Raw genomic sequence first — 17,162 nt, 5'->3', positions numbered from 1 at the left:
ATTATTTTTTGCGCCGCAATATGATGTAGAGCGCGCCGTCCCCGCCGTGGCGCGGATGGGCCGAGCGCACACTGGCGATCGCATCGGCATGGGGGCTGGTATCGAGCCAGTGATTGATCTCCGCGCGGATTGCGCCGCGCTGCCCGGAGCCGCCATTTTCCCTGTTCGCGCGGGGCTTTCCGGTGACTACAAGCAATATCCGCACATCCTGCCCACGCGCCGATGCCAGTGCCTGATTGAGACGGACATGGGCAGCGGACAGGCTGTGGCCGTGCAAGTCGATGGCCATTTCCGGTGCCAGCGCGCCGCGCTTGATCTGCTTTTCCCAGCGGTCATCCAGCACCGCGGCAGGGCGTCTGGCAGGTTGAGGAAGCAGGGGCAGCACAGGCGAATGTGTTAACGAATGGGTCGCCATTTTCGGCGGCGGCGCAGAGGCCACCTCCGGTGTCGAAATGGATGCGCCGGTGCGATAGGGCCGCACGCTTTGTGCGAGCCGCGCCCAGAGCGTGCGCTCCTCAGCGGAGAGGCGGCGTCCGGCCATCACTCATCATCGTGGATTGCGCCGTTACCCGTGCGACGGTGCCGATGGGCAGGAGCAGCAGAGCGCTGCCCCGTGCCGCCATGCCGCCCGCTATCGCGCGGGCACGCTCGCCAGCGCCCCAGAAGGTATCGACGCGGTTCGGCCCCTTGATCGCGCCGCCGGTATCCTGCGCAATCCAGATGCCATTGGGCTCGGCGCGATCCATCGACAGCAGGATCGGCGCACCGAGCGGGATATAGCGCGGATCGGCGGCAACCGATGCTTCGGCTGTAACCGGCAGGCCAAGCGCGCCGAGCGGCCCTGCGCCGGTCAGTTCCTTGAAGAAAACGAAGCTCTTGTTCTCGTCCATGATCGCTGCGCCTTCGACCGGGTTGGCACGCAAATACGCCATGATATCCTGCATCGACCCAGCCTGAATAAGCCCGCGATCCTTCATCAGCTTGCCGATGCCGGTGTAATCGCGCCCGTTCTGCGTTTCGTAGCCGATCCGCATGATGCCGCCATCGGGCAGGCGCAGGCGTCCGCTGCCCTGCACCTGAAGGAAGAAGAATTCGACGGGATCGGCGGCCCAGGCGACGATCGGCGCGCGTCCGGCCAGCGATCCTTCGACGATCTGCTCACGCGCGTCGAAAGGTACGAATGTGTTGCCGGTGACCTTGCCGCGAATGGTCTTGCCCTTCAGCGCATCGCTGAACTGGCCCAGATCCACATCGATCAGATCGACGGGTCGCCCGTAGATGGGGACAGCATAGCCGGCGCGCTGGGTGCGCGATCCGGCGATTTCCGGTTCGAAATAGCCGGTGGCGAACGCTTTGCCGTCGCCGACCTGCGCGCTTTCGAAATAGCGGGAGAAGAATTCGGTGGCGGTCGTGTCGGGCCAGCTTGACGCCGCGCTGCACGCCTGCTGCCAGTCGGCACCGCGTGTCAGGCCGCTCTGGTCATTGCGGCGGAGCAGCGAAGGGCAGGATATGCGGAAAGCCTGGAGTGCCAAGCGCGAGCGTTCGCCGGATGGGAGCAAGTCCGCAATCGGCGGACCGGCGACGAGGCCTGCGCCAAGGGCGTTGTCGCCCGCGACAACGGGCACGGCAGGCGTTGGCACAGTCGGGCGAGGCGTGGCGGGCTTTGGGCGCGCGGCAGTATCGGTTGAGGGTCGAGCGGGCGCTGGGCGATTGGAACTGGCCGGGATCACGCCGCCCGCACATGCGGAGAGCGCCGCCGCAAGGAGCAGCGCCGCACCCGACCGGAGGAAGCTCATGCTTCCTCGTCTGTTTCAGTCAGTTTCCAGTTGGGATCGGTAGCGCGCAGATCGCGGCTGAACGTCCAGACATCGTGGGTCGGCACGGCGTCGGTCATCGACCCGGCAATGATGTTGCCATCCTTGTCGCGCGTGATGGCAGCGATATCGGCATCGAAACGCATGGTGACATGCGCGATGCGGCCACTCAGCACGGCTTCGGTGATGATAGCCTTGTCGATGCGGACGAGCCGATTTTCCAGCGTTTCGCCTGCAGCCTCGCGGGCGGCAATGGCTTCTTCGAACGACGCCAGCACATCGGCATCGCACAGCCATGCCAGATCCTCGCGGTCGCCGCGCCAGAAAGCTTCGAGCACCATGCGATAGGCGGTCTTTGCGCCATCGATGAATTGCGGCACGTCGAAACGACGATCCGCCGCGATCAGCGCGCGAACGCCAACGTCCGCACCCGGCGCAAGCATGCCATCGGACAGACGCACATTGTCCGTACCCTGTTCACCGGCATTGCGCGGCTGAAGCACGGACACTTTCGCCCGGTCGTCCGCCTGCAACGGCGCGGGTTGCTGCTCATGCCCCGTGCGCTTGCCGAGCACGGAATAGAGCCGCAGGGCCAGAAAGCCGGCGACGAGAGCGAGTATGACAATAACGTACACTGTGCTTTTACAACCTTCGCAAGCGTGAGTTGCCCCAACATAGGCATGTTCGGGCGTAGATTCAAATGGCGATCACCCGGTATAACAAACGCCATGCCCGTATAGTTGCGCCTTAAGTCGCCATTGCCCTGCGTTCGGGCCCCTGCTAAGCGGCCGCATCACTGTCGCGCCGGGTGCGCTGGGCTTTCCGGTGGCGGCGACCATGGACAATAAGGACGATATCATGGCGGATCAGGCCGATACCCACGACGCACTGGCCAATGGCGCGGACACCACGCCCCAGATCGGGCTCATCACCCAATATGTGAAGGATCTGTCGTTCGAAAATCCGAACGCGCCCGCCGTGTATCAGTGGCAGTCGCAGCCCAATATCGACGTGCAGTTCAACATCGGCGCCGATCAGGTAGCCGACGACGTGCATGAAGTCGCGCTGAAGATCGAAGTGAAGGCAACGACCGACGACGGCACCGCCTTTGCCGTCGAGCTGGTCTACGCTGGTTTGTTCGGGATGCGCAACGTTCCCGAAGATCAGATTCAGCCGTTCATGCTGGCCGAAGCGCCGCGCCTTCTCTTCCCCTTCGCCCGCCGGATCCTGTCGGATGCCGTGCGTGACGGTGGCTTCCCGCCGCTGCTGCTCGATCCCATCGATTTCCAGGCGTTGTATCTGCAGCAGGCGCAAGCCGCCGGACAGTTGGTGGATGCACCCGTCGGGAATGCGTAAGACTTTACCACTTCTAATACCGTTCGGGCTGAGCCTGTCGAAGCCCCTTCCTTTTTCCAAGGAAGAAAAGCCCTTCGACAGGCTCAGGGCGAACGGCTGATGGGTGGTGTGCATATATGGGCCTGTTAAGAGCCACCGGCACCATTGGCGGATTGACGCTGGTCAGCCGCATCCTGGGCATGGTCCGCGATATGCTCGTGGCGCGCTATCTGGGCGCGGGACTGGCGTCCGACGCCTTTCTGATTGCTTGGCGGCTGCCCAATCTGTTCCGCGCGCTCTTTGCCGAAGGCGCATTCGCCGCCGTGTTCGTGCCGATGTTCAATCGCACGATGGCGGAAGGCGACAAATTAGAGCCGGGGAGCGGCAAGGCCGCTGCCGTGGCGTTTGCCGGACAGATATTGTCCGTGCTGTTGCCGGTCGTGCTGGTCTTCACGCTCATCATGATGGTCGCGGCGGCGCCGGTCGTGTGGGCGATGACGGGCGGCTTTCCCGATGGCGGGCCGGAGAAATTCGATCTGGCGGTGAACCTCACCCGGATCACCTTCCCGTATCTCGCGCTCATCAGTCTGGTGTCGTTGCTGGGCGGCATTCTCAATTCACTCGACCGATTCTGGGTCAACGCCGCCGCGCCGGTGCTGCTCAACGTCTGCATGATCGGGGCGGTGATTTTCTTCCGGGGCGATACGCCGGTCGAGACAGCCTATACGCAGGCCGTGGCTGTGACGATATCGGGCCTCGCGCAATTGCTGTGGCTGATGTGGTCGTGTCGGCAGGCCGGGGTCGTGCTGAAACTGGGCATGCCGCGCCTGTCGCCGCAAGTGAAGCGGATGCTGGCGCTGATCGGCCCGGCGGCATTGGGCGCGGGGGCTATTCAGTTCAACCTGCTGATCTCCACATCGCTCGCTGCACGGTTTCTGCCGCAAGGCGCGGTGAGTTACCTTTACTATGCCGACCGGCTGAACCAGTTGCCGCTGGGCCTGATCGGGATCGGCGTGGGCACCGCGATACTGCCCGCGCTTTCGCGCCAGATCGGGTCGGGCAATGAAGCCGCGGCCTCACACACGCAGAACCGCGCGCTGGAACTGGCGCTGTTCCTTGCGCTGCCCGCCGCCGTGGCGCTGTGCATTTCGGCGGTGCCGCTGATCCGCGGGCTGCTGGAACATGGCGCATTCACCGCCGCCGACACCATCGGCACGGCGGGCGCGCTCTCGGCCTTTGCATTGGGCGTTCCGGCCTATGTGCTGATCAAGGTGCTGACGCCCGGCTTCTATGCGCGGCAGGACACGAAGACGCCGGTGCGCGTTGCGGTGTTCTCCATGCTGTTCAACCTTGTCGGCAATCTGGTGCTGATCTGGCCGCTGGGACATGTGGGCGTGGCCGTATCGACCGCCGTCGCCGCATGGGTGAATGTGCTGGTACTCTACTGGCTGCTCCATCGCCGCGATCAGTTGCGGATGGATGCACGGTTCAAGACCAAGGCGATCCGGATCATCGGTGCAAGTGCCGCGATGGGCGTGGCGCTGTGGTTCCTCAATCCGTTGCTCGATCCGTACATGGCGAAGAGCGTGACCGAGCGAGTCATTGCCCTGATGCTGTTGTGCGGGATCGGCGGGCTGGTCTATGGGGTGGCGGCGCTGGTCCTTCGCACCTATGCGCTTTCCGAACTTCGGTCGCTGTTTCGGCGACCCAGCAAGACGAACTGAGACAACACATGCGCGTTCTTTCCGGCATCCAGCCCACCGGCAATCTGCACCTTGGCAATTATCTCGGCGCGATCCGTAACTGGGTGAAGATGCAGGATGAGATGGCCAGCGGGAGCCAGTGCTTCTTCTTCCTTGCCGACATGCATTCGATCACCGTGCATGAGGAGCGCGCCCAGCGACTGAAGAATGTGCGGGAGATGGCCGCCGCGCTGATCGCCGCCGGGATCGACCCCGATCGCAGCGTGCTGTTCAATCAGGCGCGGGTGCCTGCCCATGCAGAGCTGGCCTGGTTGCTCAATGGCACTGCGCGGATCGGCTGGCTCAACCGCATGACGCAGTTCAAGGACAAGGCAGGCAAGAATCGCGAAGGCGCTTCGGTGGGCCTGTTCGTTTATCCTGTGCTGCAGGCCGCCGACGTGCTGCTGTATCAGGCGACACATGTGCCGGTGGGCGAGGACCAGAAACAGCATCTGGAGCTGACCCGCGACATCGCGGTGAAGTTCAACACCGATTTCGGCGTAGACCTGTTCACGCTGCCCGAGCCGATCATCCCCAAGGAAACCGCACGCATCATGTCGCTGCGCGATGGTAGCGCGAAAATGTCGAAATCCGATCCGTCGGATATGAGCCGCATCAACCTGACCGACGACGACGACACCATCGCGAGCAAGGTGCGCAAGGCGAAGAGCGACGCGGATGTGCTGCCCGAAACCTATGCCGATCTGGCGGAGCGGCCCGAAGCGAAGAACCTGGTGGGCATATTCTCGGCGATGACCGGGGACAGCACCGATGCGATCTGCGCCCGATTCGCAGGCCAGGGGTTCGGCGCGCTCAAGCCTGCGCTGGCCGATGTGCTGGTCGAGTCGCTGCGGCCCATCCGCCAGCGGTTCGAAGCGCTGAAAAATGATGACGTGGCGCTGGACGCCATTCTTCAGAAAGGCGCGGCGAAAGCGAGCGCTGCGGCAGAACCCACGCTGCGCGGGGCTTATGACGCCGTTGGCCTGATGCGCTGAGTAGATCGCCGCTCCTAAAACTCTTTTCCCCGATGAGACGTTTCTGATCGGCGTTCAATCGCCGTTCAGTTGCGCTTTGCTATGCGAACTCTCATATGTAGGCGGGGAGTGCCGGAAACGGCCATAAGCAGGATCATATCTATGTCTAGATTTCGGAAAATCGGCCTTCTCGCAGCCCCCGCTCTGGCGCTGGTTGCGCTGGCGGGCTGCACTCAGAATTTCAACGCGAATGTGGCGCGCTTCCAGCAACTGCCCGCGCCGCAGGGGCAGAGCTTCGCTGTGGTAGCGGATGACCCGCGTTTGGCCGGCGGTCTGGAATTCGCGCAATATGCGAGCGTCGTGTCGTCCCGCATGGCGCAGCTGGGTTATGTACCCGCTGCCGATCCGGCGACCGCGAACCTGATCGTGCGGATGCGGTACGATGTCGACAATGGCCGTGAAAAGGTCCGCAGCACCGGCGGTGGTTGGGGCGGCGGCTGGGGTGGTGGCTGGGGCGGCTGGGGCCGTGGCGGCTATGCCGGTTTCTATGGCCCGCGCCGGTTCGGCTATGGCTTCTACGATCCGTTCCTGTTCGGCCCCGGCTTCAACGACGTCAGCAGCTACACCGTATATACAAGTCAGCTTGAGCTGAAGATCGAGGAAGCGGGCAGCGGCAAGCGGTTGTTCGAAGGCACCGCGTCGGCGCAGTCGCTCAGCAATCGCCTGACTTATCTGGTTCCCAACCTTGTCGAAGCCATGTTTACAGATTTCCCGGGTCGCAGCGGTGAAAATGTTAAGATTACTGTGGCACCAGAGCCTAAGTAGCGCGTTACATGGTTTAGGTGTTGGCTCCCAAGCACACCTGAATGTGGCCCGGCGGTTCGCTTCGAATCGTCGGGCTTTCTTTATATTTGGCGATGTGCCGCCATCGCCGGTTCTGCGGCCTATACAAAAATTTAATTACTCAAGCGCAATGGTGTTCTGTCACTGCAGAAAGAAGGCCATTCATATCCATGTTGCGGCGCATCACGCCAAGCCAAGTTCGGCTCGGCATGTTTATCCAGAAATTCGAGGGCGGCTGGCTGTCGCACCCTTTCTGGCGCGCGCGTTTCCTTCTTTCCGACGCTGAAGACCTTCGGAAAATCCTCGACAGTGACATCGATGCCGTGTGGATCGACGACGAGAAAAGCGCCATCGCACCGGCCCGGCGGGAACGCACCCCGGCCCCCGAAATCAGCGAATCGGTGGGCGACCGAATCAAGAATGCGCGGGAGGCCGCCATCCGCGCGCTCCCGGCCCCTTCCCGTCTCCAGACCGACAAACGGGCCGCAGCGCAGACTGTGCTGCGTGCCAAGCAAGTCGTCAAACAGGTATTCGATGGCATAAGAATGGGCAAAGCGGTGCGATCCGCCGACGTGATCGCGGTGGTCGAGGATATATCCGCGTCGCTCGCCCAAAACCGTTCCCTGCTGCTCGGCATCGCACGTCTCAAGTCCAAGGACGAATATACCTATCTTCATTCGGTGGCCGTGTGCGCGCTGATGGTCAATCTGGCGCGGGAAATCGGGCTGGACGATGCGGCGGCGCGGGATGCGGGCATGGCCGGCCTGCTGCACGATGTCGGCAAGATGGTGGTGGCCGAAGCGATACTGAACAAGCCCGGTCCGCTCACCGACCATGAATTTGGAGAGATCCAGCGCCACACGGTCGACGGACATGCCCTTCTCAAGAAAGGGAGCGCCATTCCCGCCGCCGCGCTGGACGTGTGCCTCAACCATCATGAGAAGATGGACGGCACCGGCTATCCGCACGGGCTGTCGGGCGAAGAAATAAGCCTGCACGCGCGGATGGGTGCGATTTGCGACGTGTACGACGCGATGACATCGCAGCGTTGTTACAAGGCACCGCTTACGCCCGCCGAAACGCTTCCGGCCATGCGTTCCTGGGAAGGGCATTTCGATTCCGCCCTTCTGTTCAGCTTCATGCGCAGTCTGGCCTTGTTTCCGCCGGGCATGCTGGTCCGTCTGGGAACGGGTCATCTGGCCGTTGTGTTACCCAACGGTCGGCGCGGTTCCCGCGTGCGGGTAAAGGCGTTCTACGTGATTGCCGACGGACGCTTCGTCGATCCCTTCGAAGTGATTATTTCCGACACCCAGACCGCCAATCAGATCATGGGCGAGGAAGACCCCGCTGCATGGGATTTGCGTGGCTGGCCAGTGCTGCGCGAAACGATCATGGCAGAAGGCACCGTCGACAAAAGCGCGGCCGCTTAACCTTCCAACTGCCGCAACAACGCGCGGACGTCGGCATCGATATCCGGATTCGATTCGCGCAAAGCCTCGATCGTGCGGACTGCGTGGATCACCGTCGAATGATCGCGCCCGCCGAAAATCCGGCCGATTTCGGGCAAGGAACGCGGCGTCATCTTCTTGGCGAGATACATGGCGACCTGACGCGGGCGGGCGATGGCGCGGGCGCGGCGCTTCGAGCGCATTTCCGAGGCATCGATCCGGTAATGCGCGGCACAGGCCTTCTGAATTTCATCGACGGTGATGCGGCGGGCATTGGCGCGCACGGCATCGGCCAGCATCGCCTGCGCAAATTCCAGATCGACGGTGCGTCCAGTCAACTGGCCATAAGCGAGCAGCTTGTTGAACGCCCCTTCCAGTTCGCGAATATTGCTGCGGATGGAGCGCGCGAGGAAATCGATCACGGCGTCCGGCACCGGCGGGTCGCCCGCAACCAGCCGCTTGGCTTCGAGGATGGCAAGCCGCAAGTCGATACCGGCAGGCTGAATATCAGCGACAAGGCCGCCCGCCAGCCGCGAGAGAATCCGCGGATCGACGGCATCGAGCTGTTGCGGAGCGCGATCCGCGCTGATGACGATCCGCGCGCCGCTTTCGACCAGTTCGTTGATCGTGTGGAGAAACTCCTCCTGCGTTGCGCCCTTGCCTGCGATAAACTGAATATCGTCGATCAACAGCAGGCGCACGGCGCGCAGCCGCGCTTTGAACGCCATCGTTTCATTGGCGCGCATCGCGTTCACGAATTCCATCATGAACCGCTCTGCGGACATATAGACAACCGATGCTTCAGGAGCATGGGCGAGATACGCCCCGGCAATCGCGTGGAGCAGGTGAGTCTTGCCCTGCCCGGTTCCGCCATGAATGAACAGCGGGCTGAAACGCGGTTGCTCCGGCGCGGCCATTGCCTGCGCAGCGGAATAGGCGAGTTGATTGCTTTCGCCCGTGATGAAGCTGGCGAAATCATGACGCGGCAGGAAGGAAGGCGCAGCCTGTGCCGCCGGAGCCGTCGCAGCCGCCTGGGGAGCAGGCGCGGACAGCACGCGCAGTGCAGTCGAATCGGGAGCGCGCACGATGCGGATATCGCGGACCCCGGCATGCGCGCTGCGCCAGGCGAGGCGCAGACGGTCACCGAATTGCGCGGACACGAAGTTAGCAGAAAATTCGGACGCGACCAGAATATCGAGCGTTTCGGTCATGTCGCAATAAGCGCCAAGCCGCGCAGGCTTTAGCCACTGGTCGAACATCCGTGCGCCGATGTCGCTGCGCAATCCCACGCGCAATTGCGCCCAGGCGGCCTCCAGATGGCTGGAGCCACCTGTCACGTCGGCAGCGGATTCACTCGCCTGTTCGTGGCCCGTTGAAAGGCCCGATACCGATTCCGCTTGTGTCTTCATTCCGCCCCTTCGAACCAACCATTTTCGGCAGCGCGCAGAAGACACTTGCGGAAAGTCGCCCCCGACCGTCCCGCTTTTCACCACCTGACAAACACTGCAATGTTACGGAACCGATTCGGTCCGCAACCCAGACACAAGACTTAGACAGCAGGACCGGAGTCTATCAAGACCGCTATGGGTCAAATAAATGAAATAAAGACGTTGACTCAGCTTAGCCCACGGAATCACTGGACTTCAATTTATACTGTTATAAATCAATGAGTTATTTGGCCAATTAAGTAATCATACTGCACGAATCGGCACAAATCCTAGAGTTACGGATTCATGACATAAAAGTGACGAAGGAGCGCTGCGGTGCAGCATCTCGCCGATACGCCAAAAAACCCGCCAAGCAGTGCCCGGCGGGTTTTTTGAATTGCAGCTATTTGACATGCGCAAAGCGCAAGGCGTTAGCCCAGAGCGGAAACGCGCTTCGTCAGACGGCTGAATTTGCGCGATGCCGTGTTCTTGTGAAGCACGCCACGGGCAACGCCACGCGCCAGTTCAGGCTGAACGGTCTGCAGTGCGGTTGCAGCGGCATCCTTGTCGCCGGCAGCAAGAGCCGATTCGACCTTCTTGACCAGCGTACGGATACGACCGACGCGGTTACCGTTTACAACTGCCCGAGCCGCGTTGCGGCGAATGCGCTTCTTTGCCTGTGGCGTATTTGCCATGCCTGTCCTCGAACCGAATATACAAAAAGAAAAGGGCCATGCGGATTCGGCCCGCCGGCCCGTGAAGGAGCGCGCCTTACCGTGGAACGCCCAATGCGTCAACCATTGTGGCGATCGCGACGCCCGAGATTATCGCTGGCACGTTGGGCAATAGAAGGTCGACCGTCCGCCGTCCACACGGCGCGAAACCGTGCCGCCACAGGGACAGGCCTCTCCCTCGCGCCCGTAGACGCGCCATTGCTTGGAAAAATAGCCCAGTTCGCCATCAGGTCGCGCATAATCGCGCAGCGTCGATCCGCCTGCCGCGATGGCCGATATAAGGACCGCGCGAATCGCTTCGACCAGGCGCACGAGCCGCGGCCCACCGATTCGCCCGCTCAGCGTCCCCGGCGCGATGCGCGCAATGTTGAGCGCTTCGCACACATAGATGTTGCCCAGCCCCGCGACGATTCGCTGATCGAGCAACGCGGCCTTGATCGGGCTGGTCCGCCCCGCGAGCGCACCGCGCAAATAGGTTGCAGTGAAATCCGGCCCCAAAGGCTCCGGCCCCATACGGGTGAAGGGCGTGTGTACTTCCCACGCATCGGTCCGCACCAGATCGAGCGATCCGAACCGACGCGGGTCATTGAGCGCCAGCCGCCGCCCGCTGGCCGTTTCCAGCACCAGATGATCGTGCGTGCCTATGCTCTCAGGATCGACGCGCCATCGCCCGGACATGCCAAGGTGAAAGATCAGCGTATCGCCGCGATCCGTGCCGATCAGCCCATATTTCGCCCGCCGCCACAATGCCGTGACGGTCGATCCAGTGAGTCGCTGACGCAGGTCCACCGGGATCGGCCAGCGCAGATCGGCGCGGCGCGGCTCGACCAGCGTCAGGCGCTCTCCGTCGAGAACCTGGGCAAGTCCGGTAACAGTGGTTTCGACTTCTGGTAATTCGGGCATGGAACACCAATGTAAAAGCGATCTGCCGCGTTTCCACCTTCTGCTGGAACCCGCGCCAATCTCTGGCTAGAGCGAGGGTCATGAACGACACAGTTTCCTTTGGCTATCGCGATGTCGATGCCACGCAAAAGACCGGCATGGTCAAAGGCGTCTTTTCCAACGTCGCAGGCAAGTACGACCTGATGAACGACGCGATGTCCGCAGGGGCGCATCGGCTGTGGAAGGACCAGTTCGTCAAACGGGTGAAACCGCAGCCGGGCGAAGCGATTCTCGACATGGCGGGCGGCACGGGCGACATCGCCTTTCGCATGCATGCCAAGGGCGCAAACGTCACCGTGTCCGACATCAATCCCGAAATGCTGGCCGTCGGCATGGAGCGCGCGGAAAAGAAGGGGCTGACTGGCCTTGCCTGGTCCGAGCAGAATGCCGAGACGCTGAGTTTCCCGGACCGGCAGTTCGACGCCTACACCATCGCCTTCGGGATTCGGAACGTCACCCATATCGACAAGGCACTGGCCGAAGCGCACCGCGTGCTAAAATTCGGCGGGCGGTTCTTTTGCCTAGAGTTTTCGACGACGCTCTGGCCCGGCTTTGCCGATGTGTACGACGCTTATTCGCATCATCTGGTGCCCAAGCTGGGCAAGCTGCTGGCCAATGACGAGGAAAGCTATCGCTATCTGATCGAATCGATTCGGCGTTTCCCCGATATGGCGAAGTTCGAAGGCATGATCCGCGCGGCGGGCTTCACGCAGACGAAGGTCGAGCCGATACTGGGCGGGCTGGTCGCGATCCACAGCGGCTGGAAGGCGTGAGGATGCGTATCGCTTTCTCCCCTCCCTGCAGGGAGGGGTCGGGGGAGGGCATGTCAGCCGCTTACCCCCCTCGCATTATCACGAACAGCCCCTCCCCCAACCCCTCCCTGAAGGGAGGGGCTTTCCCCGCATGACATCCCACGCGACGCATCTCTGGCGGCTCCTGACATGGGGGCGCACGCTGGCGCGGCATGGCGCTTTGCGCGGTATCGAGCGCGATCCGATGACGCCGGTGGCGGTACGACGGCTGGCGCGCATCGCCCGTTTTGGTGCGCGGGTGCCCAAACAGCCGCGCTATGCCGAGGCGTTCGAGTCCATCGGTCCGGCAGCGATCAAGCTGGGGCAGACATTGGCGACGCGGCCCGATCTGGTCGGGGACGAAGCGGCCAAGGATCTGCTGCGCTTGCAGGATGCGCTTCCCCCCGTCCCCTTCGATCTGATCCGCAAGCAGATCGAGCAAAGCTTCGGCCGTCCGCTCGAAGCGCTCTACAGCCATTTCGACGAAGTGCCGGTGGGGGCCGCGTCCATCGCGCAGGTGCATCGCGCCACCACCATCCAGGGCCGCGACGTTGCCGTCAAAGTCCTGCGCCCCGGCGTGATCGAGCAGTTCAATCGCGATATCGTGACCTATGAATGGGCCGCCGCACATCTGGAGCAACTGGGCGGCGAAGTCGCGCGTTTGCGCCCGCGCCTCGTCATCGCGAACCTCAAGCGCTGGACCGCGCGCGAACTGGACCTGCGCCGCGAAGCGGCTTCGTCTTCCGAACTGGCCGAAGCGATGCAGGCCGAGCCGGGCTATACCATTCCGGAAATCGACTGGGACCGCACGTCGGGCCGGGTGATGACGATGGAGTGGATCGACGGCATCAAGATCGCCGACCGCGCCGCCATCGTCGCGGCAGGCCACGATACCAAGGCGATTGCCGCGCGGCTGGTCAACGCCTTCCTGCGCCAAGCCATTGCCGAGGGCTTCTTCCACGCTGACATGCATCAGGGGAACCTGTTCGTGAAGGCCAATGGCGATATCGTCGCCATCGATTTCGGCATCATGGGCCGCATCGACCGGCGGGCGCGGATGTGGCTCGCCGAAATTCTCTATGGCCTCATTACCGGCAATTATCGCCGGGTCGCGGAAATCCATTTCGAAGCGCAATATGTGCCCGCGCATCACAATGTCGCAGAGTTCGCGACGGCCCTGCGCGCAGTGGGTGAGCCGATGCGCGGCAAGCCGGTCAGCGAATTGTCGGTGGGCGGGATGCTGGACGGGCTGTTTGCCATCACCCGCGATTTCGACATGCAGACCCAGCCGCATCTGCTGCTTCTGCAAAAGACGATGGTGATGGTGGAGGGCGTGGCCACCGCGCTCGACCCCGACATCAACATGTGGGAGACGAGCGGCCCTTATGTGAAGGAATGGCTGCGCACCGAGCTGGGGCCGGAAGCCAAGGCCGCCGACACGCTGATCGAGAACTGGCGCACGCTGCAGCGCTTGCCCGATCTTGTGCGTCGGATCGAAGAACATTACCCGGCCAAGGGCGCCGCACCGCTGCCGCCTCCGCTGACCGAGATAAAGCTGATCGGGATGGGGTCGGGATGGAAATATGGGGCCGTGGCCGTGTTTGCCGCCGCCGGTGGCGCTTTGCTCACATTGCTATTATCATAGACTCATGACACGCGACGAAGCCATCGGACGGATCAGGGCGCATGAACAGGAAATGCGCGCGGCGGGAATGGACGCGCTATATCTATTCGGTTCCACCGCGCGCGGCGAAGCAGGGCCGCAGTCAGACGTTGATTTAGCCTGCGACATTACAAACGCGCGCAAGATCGGACTGTTCGAATTCATCGCCATGCAACAGCGACTCGAAGAACTGCTCGGCACGCGTGTCGATCTGGTGGAACGCAAGGCGATGGGCGCACGGCCACGGGTAGCGGTAGCGATGCACCACGACTCCGTTCAGGTGTTTTGATGGAGGACCAAGACCGGGATGCCGGTCGGCTCGAACTCATCATTCAGTTGATCGATGCGCTTGACAGGCGGCTGTCGCAGATAACGTCTGAGAAATTCGTAGCCGATGGCGACGAGATCGACCTTACATCCTATCGCCTTTCGGTTATCGGCGAAGAGTGCAACAAACTTAGTCAAACGATAAAGGGCCGCCACGATCTTCCCTGGCAAGCCATTTACGGCCTTCGCAATGTCGTGGCGCATAATTATCTGGCTATCGACCCGGAGCGTATCTGGATAGCGGCAACGGAAAATCTGGCTGCGCTGCACCGGGCCTGCATCATTGAACTGGCGAAATTCGATATATGAAGACCCCGCGCATCCTCCTGATCGTCTCTGGCGGTATCGCGGCGTATAAGGCGCTGGAGCTGGTGCGGCTGTTGCGGCGCGAAGATATCGCGGTGCGGGCAGTGATGACGGAGAGCGCGCGCCAGTTCGTGACGCCTTTGTCGCTGGGCGTGCTGACGGGCGATCAGGTGTACGGCAATATGTTCGACCTGAAGGAAGAAAGCGAGATCGGGCATATCCAGCTCAGCCGCCAAGCCGATCTCATCGTGATCTGTCCCGCCACCGCCAACATCATGGCGAAGATGGCGGCAGGCATTGCCGACGATCTGGCGACGACCATCCTGCTTGCCACCGATGCGCCAGTGCTGGCGGTGCCTGCGATGAATGTGCGGATGTGGCATCATCCCGCGACGCAGCGCAATCTGGCGCAGCTCCGCGCCGACGGCATCACGATCATGGAGCCGGATAGCGGCGGCATGGCCTGCGGCGAATGGGGCAAGGGGCGACTGCCTGAGCCGGAAGTCGTGGCGGCGGAAATTAGAAACCTCCTCTCCGCCCCCTCTCCGTTCGTCCCGAGCGAAGTCGAGGGACATTCGCGCGCTCTTCACGGCAAGCATGTCCTCGTCACCGCCGGACCGACGCACGAACCCATCGACCCAGTCCGCTACATCGCCAATCGCTCTTCGGGGAAGCAAGGCTTTGCCATTGCGCGCGCCGCCGCCGATGCCGGTGCGCGGGTAACGCTGGTGAGCGGGCCGGTTGCGCTCCCCACGCCGCGCGGGGTTACGCGGGTCGATGTCGAGACAGCGCGGGAAATGCTGGCGGCGGTCGAAGCGGCGCTGCCAGCCGATGTGGCCTTCATGGTTGCCGCCGTCGCCGATTATCGTACGCAGGATGAAGCCGCGCAGAAGATCAAGAAATCGGGCGATGGCCCTGCCCCGCTGACGCTGATCGAGAATCCGGATATTCTCGCCACTTTGGGCAAGCACCCCAAGCGCCCCGGCTTGCTGATCGGTTTTGCAGCGGAGACCGAGAAGCTGGCGGACCATGCGCAGGCCAAGCTGGCGCGCAAAGGCCCGGACTGGATCGTCGCCAATGACGTGTCAGGCGATGTGATGGGCGGGGACGCGAACAGCGTGCATATCGTCACCGCGCAAGGCATCGACACATGGGAACGCCTGCCAAAAGGTGCCGTCGCCAACCGCCTGATCGAGAAAGTCATCCATGTCCTTGCCGTCGATTGAGATTGCCATAAAGCGCCTGCCCCATGGTGCCGATCTGCCCCTGCCCACTTATGCGACCGCAGGGGCTGCGGGGATGGACGTGGTGGCGGCCGAAGAACTCGATCTTGCCCCCGGCGCGCGCCATGCGGTCGCCACCGGTTTTGCGATGGCCATTCCTACGGGCTATGAAGTGCAGGTGCGGCCTCGCTCCGGTCTGGCGCTCAAGCATGGCGTTACCGTGCCCAACACCCCCGGCACGATCGACAGCGATTATCGTGGCGAGTTGAAAATCATCATGATCAATCATGGCGACACGCCTTTTCCGATCCGCAGAGGCGACCGGATTGCGCAGATCGTAGCGGCGCCCGTACAGCAGGCACGCTTTACCGAAGTCGATGAACTGGACGACACTGCGCGCGGCACAGGCGGGTTCGGTTCGACCGGGCAATGACCCTGACCGACGCCCAGCTTGAGCGCTATGCGCGGCATATCGTGCTGAAGGAAATTGGCGGGGCGGGGCAGGCGCGGTTGCTTTCGGGGCATGTGGCTCTGGTCGGTGCGGGCGGGATCGGCAGTCCGGCTATCCAGTATCTGGCGGCGGCGGGTGTCGGCACCTTGCGGGTGATCGATGACGATGCGGTGGCGTTGTCGAACCTGCAGCGGCAGGTGCTTTTCGGGACGGCGGACATCGATGCGCCCAAGGCGGAGGCTGCCGTCGCCGCCGTTGCGCGATTGACGCCCGATGTGCATGTTATTCCCATTCTTCAGCGCCTTACCGCAGACAATGCTGCACTTATGCTGCGGGATGTCGATGTCATTATCGATGGCAGCGATAGTTTTGAAACGCGGCTGGCGGTGGCGGATGCGGCGCAGCGATTGCGCATTCCGCTGGTGTCCGCGGCCGTGGGGCAGTTCGAGGGGCAGCTTGCCGTCTATCGCGGGTGGGAAGCGGACAAGCCGTGCTATCGCTGCCTGGTGGGGGGCGATCCGGGGCGCGCCGAAGCAAGCTGCGCCGAGCAGGGCGTGATGGGTGCGCTGACGGGGATGATGGGCAGCCTTGCCGCGCTGGAAGCGATCCGCGCGATGGTGCCGTTCGGGGACGACAGTGCAGGCAAGTTGCTGATCGCCGATCTGCTGTCGCTGCGGTTCCGGACATTGACGGTGCCGAAAGATCCCGCCTGTCCGAGTTGCGCGCTGGCCCATGCGTGACATGAAGATCGTCGTGCTGACCGCCGACCCGGAGCGGTTGCGCGGCGCGCTGGCGATGGCGGCGGCCCACGCGGCATTGGGGGGCGCGGCGCAGATGTTTTTTCAGATAGATGCCGTGGCGCTTCTTTCTGACGCTGCGTCCGCTCCGCGCGATGCAGCCCACGTCGCTGCGGGGATGCCGCGCCTTGCCGCGTTGATCGAAGAGGCACTGGGTTTGGGCGTGACCCTGATCGCCTGTCAGAGCGGCTTGGCACTTGCCGGAATGGATGCCGCCACGCTGGACTCACGCATCGCGACCGGAGGGTCGGTCGGCTTCCTGCAAGGCGTCGGCGATACCGACCGGCTGCTTTTCGTGTAATCTGGACACAAGGGCCAAAGCGACTATAGCGATCCGCAAAACAG

Annotated in this window: 19 protein-coding genes; 13 read left to right on the top strand and 6 right to left on the bottom strand. The window is 62.6% G+C overall.

Annotated elements, in window-relative coordinates:
• Position 1: 1 nt before the first annotated feature.
• Genes QMG56_RS05610 through QMG56_RS05600 form a run of 3 tightly spaced genes read right to left on the bottom strand, consistent with a single transcriptional unit; the run spans position 2 to position 2,449 of the window.
• Positions 2–541 carry a Smr/MutS family protein gene (locus QMG56_RS05610; protein WP_281821605.1) on the bottom strand — a complete coding sequence of 180 codons (540 nt, stop codon included), beginning with the start codon at positions 539–541 and terminating at the stop codon, positions 2–4.
• Entirely contained in the window at positions 516–1,796 is a 1,281-nt protein-coding gene (locus QMG56_RS05605; protein ID WP_281821604.1) for a murein transglycosylase A, read from the bottom strand. Before QMG56_RS05605 ends, QMG56_RS05610 begins: the two co-directional genes overlap by 26 nt.
• The gene (locus QMG56_RS05600; protein WP_281821603.1) at positions 1,793–2,449 is read right to left on the bottom strand and encodes a Tim44/TimA family putative adaptor protein; all 657 of its coding nucleotides are present in this window, start codon (positions 2,447–2,449) and stop codon (positions 1,793–1,795) included. Before QMG56_RS05600 ends, QMG56_RS05605 begins: the two co-directional genes overlap by 4 nt.
• Before the next feature lie 223 nt (positions 2,450–2,672).
• Here QMG56_RS05600 and secB point away from each other — a divergent pair, with 223 nt between their 5' ends.
• The 5 genes from secB to QMG56_RS05575 all read left to right on the top strand — a co-directional run bounded on the left by secB (position 2,673) and on the right by QMG56_RS05575 (position 8,138).
• On the top strand, positions 2,673–3,170 hold the full coding sequence (secB, locus tag QMG56_RS05595; RefSeq protein WP_230188015.1) for a protein-export chaperone SecB: 498 nt from the start codon (positions 2,673–2,675) through the stop codon (positions 3,168–3,170).
• A gap of 116 nt (positions 3,171–3,286) precedes the next feature.
• Positions 3,287–4,873, top strand: coding sequence for a murein biosynthesis integral membrane protein MurJ (gene murJ, locus QMG56_RS05590; RefSeq protein WP_281821602.1), 1,587 nt, complete (start codon positions 3,287–3,289; stop codon positions 4,871–4,873).
• An 8-nt stretch (positions 4,874–4,881) separates the two neighbouring features.
• Positions 4,882–5,886: a tryptophan--tRNA ligase gene (gene trpS / locus QMG56_RS05585; RefSeq protein ID WP_281821601.1), complete on the top strand. Its 1,005-nt coding sequence runs from the start codon at positions 4,882–4,884 to the stop codon at positions 5,884–5,886.
• Positions 5,887–6,027: 141 nt separating this feature from the next.
• Positions 6,028–6,690: a DUF4136 domain-containing protein gene (locus tag QMG56_RS05580; RefSeq protein ID WP_281821599.1), complete on the top strand. Its 663-nt coding sequence runs from the start codon at positions 6,028–6,030 to the stop codon at positions 6,688–6,690.
• A gap of 188 nt (positions 6,691–6,878) precedes the next feature.
• Positions 6,879–8,138 carry an HD-GYP domain-containing protein gene (locus QMG56_RS05575; protein WP_281821597.1) on the top strand — a complete coding sequence of 420 codons (1,260 nt, stop codon included), beginning with the start codon at positions 6,879–6,881 and terminating at the stop codon, positions 8,136–8,138.
• Here the strand turns inward: QMG56_RS05575 and dnaA are convergent.
• The 3 genes from dnaA to mutM all read right to left on the bottom strand — a co-directional run bounded on the left by dnaA (position 8,135) and on the right by mutM (position 11,220).
• The gene (dnaA, locus tag QMG56_RS05570) at positions 8,135–9,565 is read right to left on the bottom strand and encodes a chromosomal replication initiator protein DnaA (protein ID WP_230187861.1); all 1,431 of its coding nucleotides are present in this window, start codon (positions 9,563–9,565) and stop codon (positions 8,135–8,137) included. The genes QMG56_RS05575 and dnaA overlap by 4 nt on opposite strands.
• A 449-nt stretch (positions 9,566–10,014) precedes the next feature.
• On the bottom strand, positions 10,015–10,278 hold the full coding sequence (rpsT, locus tag QMG56_RS05565) for a 30S ribosomal protein S20 (protein WP_230187862.1): 264 nt from the start codon (positions 10,276–10,278) through the stop codon (positions 10,015–10,017).
• A gap of 129 nt (positions 10,279–10,407) precedes the next feature.
• Positions 10,408–11,220, bottom strand: coding sequence for a bifunctional DNA-formamidopyrimidine glycosylase/DNA-(apurinic or apyrimidinic site) lyase (gene mutM, locus QMG56_RS05560; protein WP_281821596.1), 813 nt, complete (start codon positions 11,218–11,220; stop codon positions 10,408–10,410).
• A gap of 80 nt (positions 11,221–11,300) precedes the next feature.
• On the opposite strand from mutM, the gene QMG56_RS05555 reads away from it, so the two are divergent.
• From QMG56_RS05555 to QMG56_RS05520, 8 genes are all read left to right on the top strand, one after another.
• The gene (locus QMG56_RS05555; protein WP_281821594.1) at positions 11,301–12,032 is read left to right on the top strand and encodes a class I SAM-dependent methyltransferase; all 732 of its coding nucleotides are present in this window, start codon (positions 11,301–11,303) and stop codon (positions 12,030–12,032) included.
• A 130-nt stretch (positions 12,033–12,162) separates the two neighbouring features.
• Positions 12,163–13,695, top strand: a complete 1,533-nt coding sequence (ubiB, locus tag QMG56_RS05550) for a 2-polyprenylphenol 6-hydroxylase (RefSeq protein WP_281821593.1) — start codon at positions 12,163–12,165, stop codon at positions 13,693–13,695.
• A 4-nt stretch (positions 13,696–13,699) separates the two neighbouring features.
• Entirely contained in the window at positions 13,700–14,002 is a 303-nt protein-coding gene (locus QMG56_RS05545) for a nucleotidyltransferase family protein (RefSeq protein ID WP_230187866.1), read from the top strand.
• Entirely contained in the window at positions 14,002–14,349 is a 348-nt protein-coding gene (locus QMG56_RS05540) for a DUF86 domain-containing protein (RefSeq protein ID WP_230187867.1), read from the top strand. The genes QMG56_RS05545 and QMG56_RS05540 overlap by 1 nt, the downstream gene beginning before the upstream one ends.
• Entirely contained in the window at positions 14,346–15,572 is a 1,227-nt protein-coding gene (gene coaBC, locus QMG56_RS05535; RefSeq protein ID WP_281821591.1) for a bifunctional phosphopantothenoylcysteine decarboxylase/phosphopantothenate--cysteine ligase CoaBC, read from the top strand. The genes QMG56_RS05540 and coaBC overlap by 4 nt, the downstream gene beginning before the upstream one ends.
• Positions 15,553–16,002: a dUTP diphosphatase gene (gene dut, locus QMG56_RS05530; RefSeq protein WP_281821588.1), complete on the top strand. Its 450-nt coding sequence runs from the start codon at positions 15,553–15,555 to the stop codon at positions 16,000–16,002. Before coaBC ends, dut begins: the two co-directional genes overlap by 20 nt.
• Complete coding sequence (locus QMG56_RS05525; RefSeq protein ID WP_281821586.1) at positions 15,999–16,760, top strand: HesA/MoeB/ThiF family protein; 762 nt, start codon at positions 15,999–16,001, stop codon at positions 16,758–16,760. The genes dut and QMG56_RS05525 overlap by 4 nt, the downstream gene beginning before the upstream one ends.
• Positions 16,753–17,118 (top strand): DsrE family protein, encoded by a 366-nt coding sequence (locus tag QMG56_RS05520; RefSeq protein ID WP_281821585.1) that lies wholly within the window; start codon positions 16,753–16,755, stop codon positions 17,116–17,118. The genes QMG56_RS05525 and QMG56_RS05520 overlap by 8 nt, the downstream gene beginning before the upstream one ends.
• Positions 17,119–17,162 lie beyond the last annotated feature (44 nt).

Source organism: Sphingobium sp. BS19 (assembly GCF_027925545.1).
Taxonomy (GTDB): domain Bacteria; phylum Pseudomonadota; class Alphaproteobacteria; order Sphingomonadales; family Sphingomonadaceae; genus Sphingobium.
This window is presented reverse-complemented; position numbering and strand designations above follow the sequence as displayed.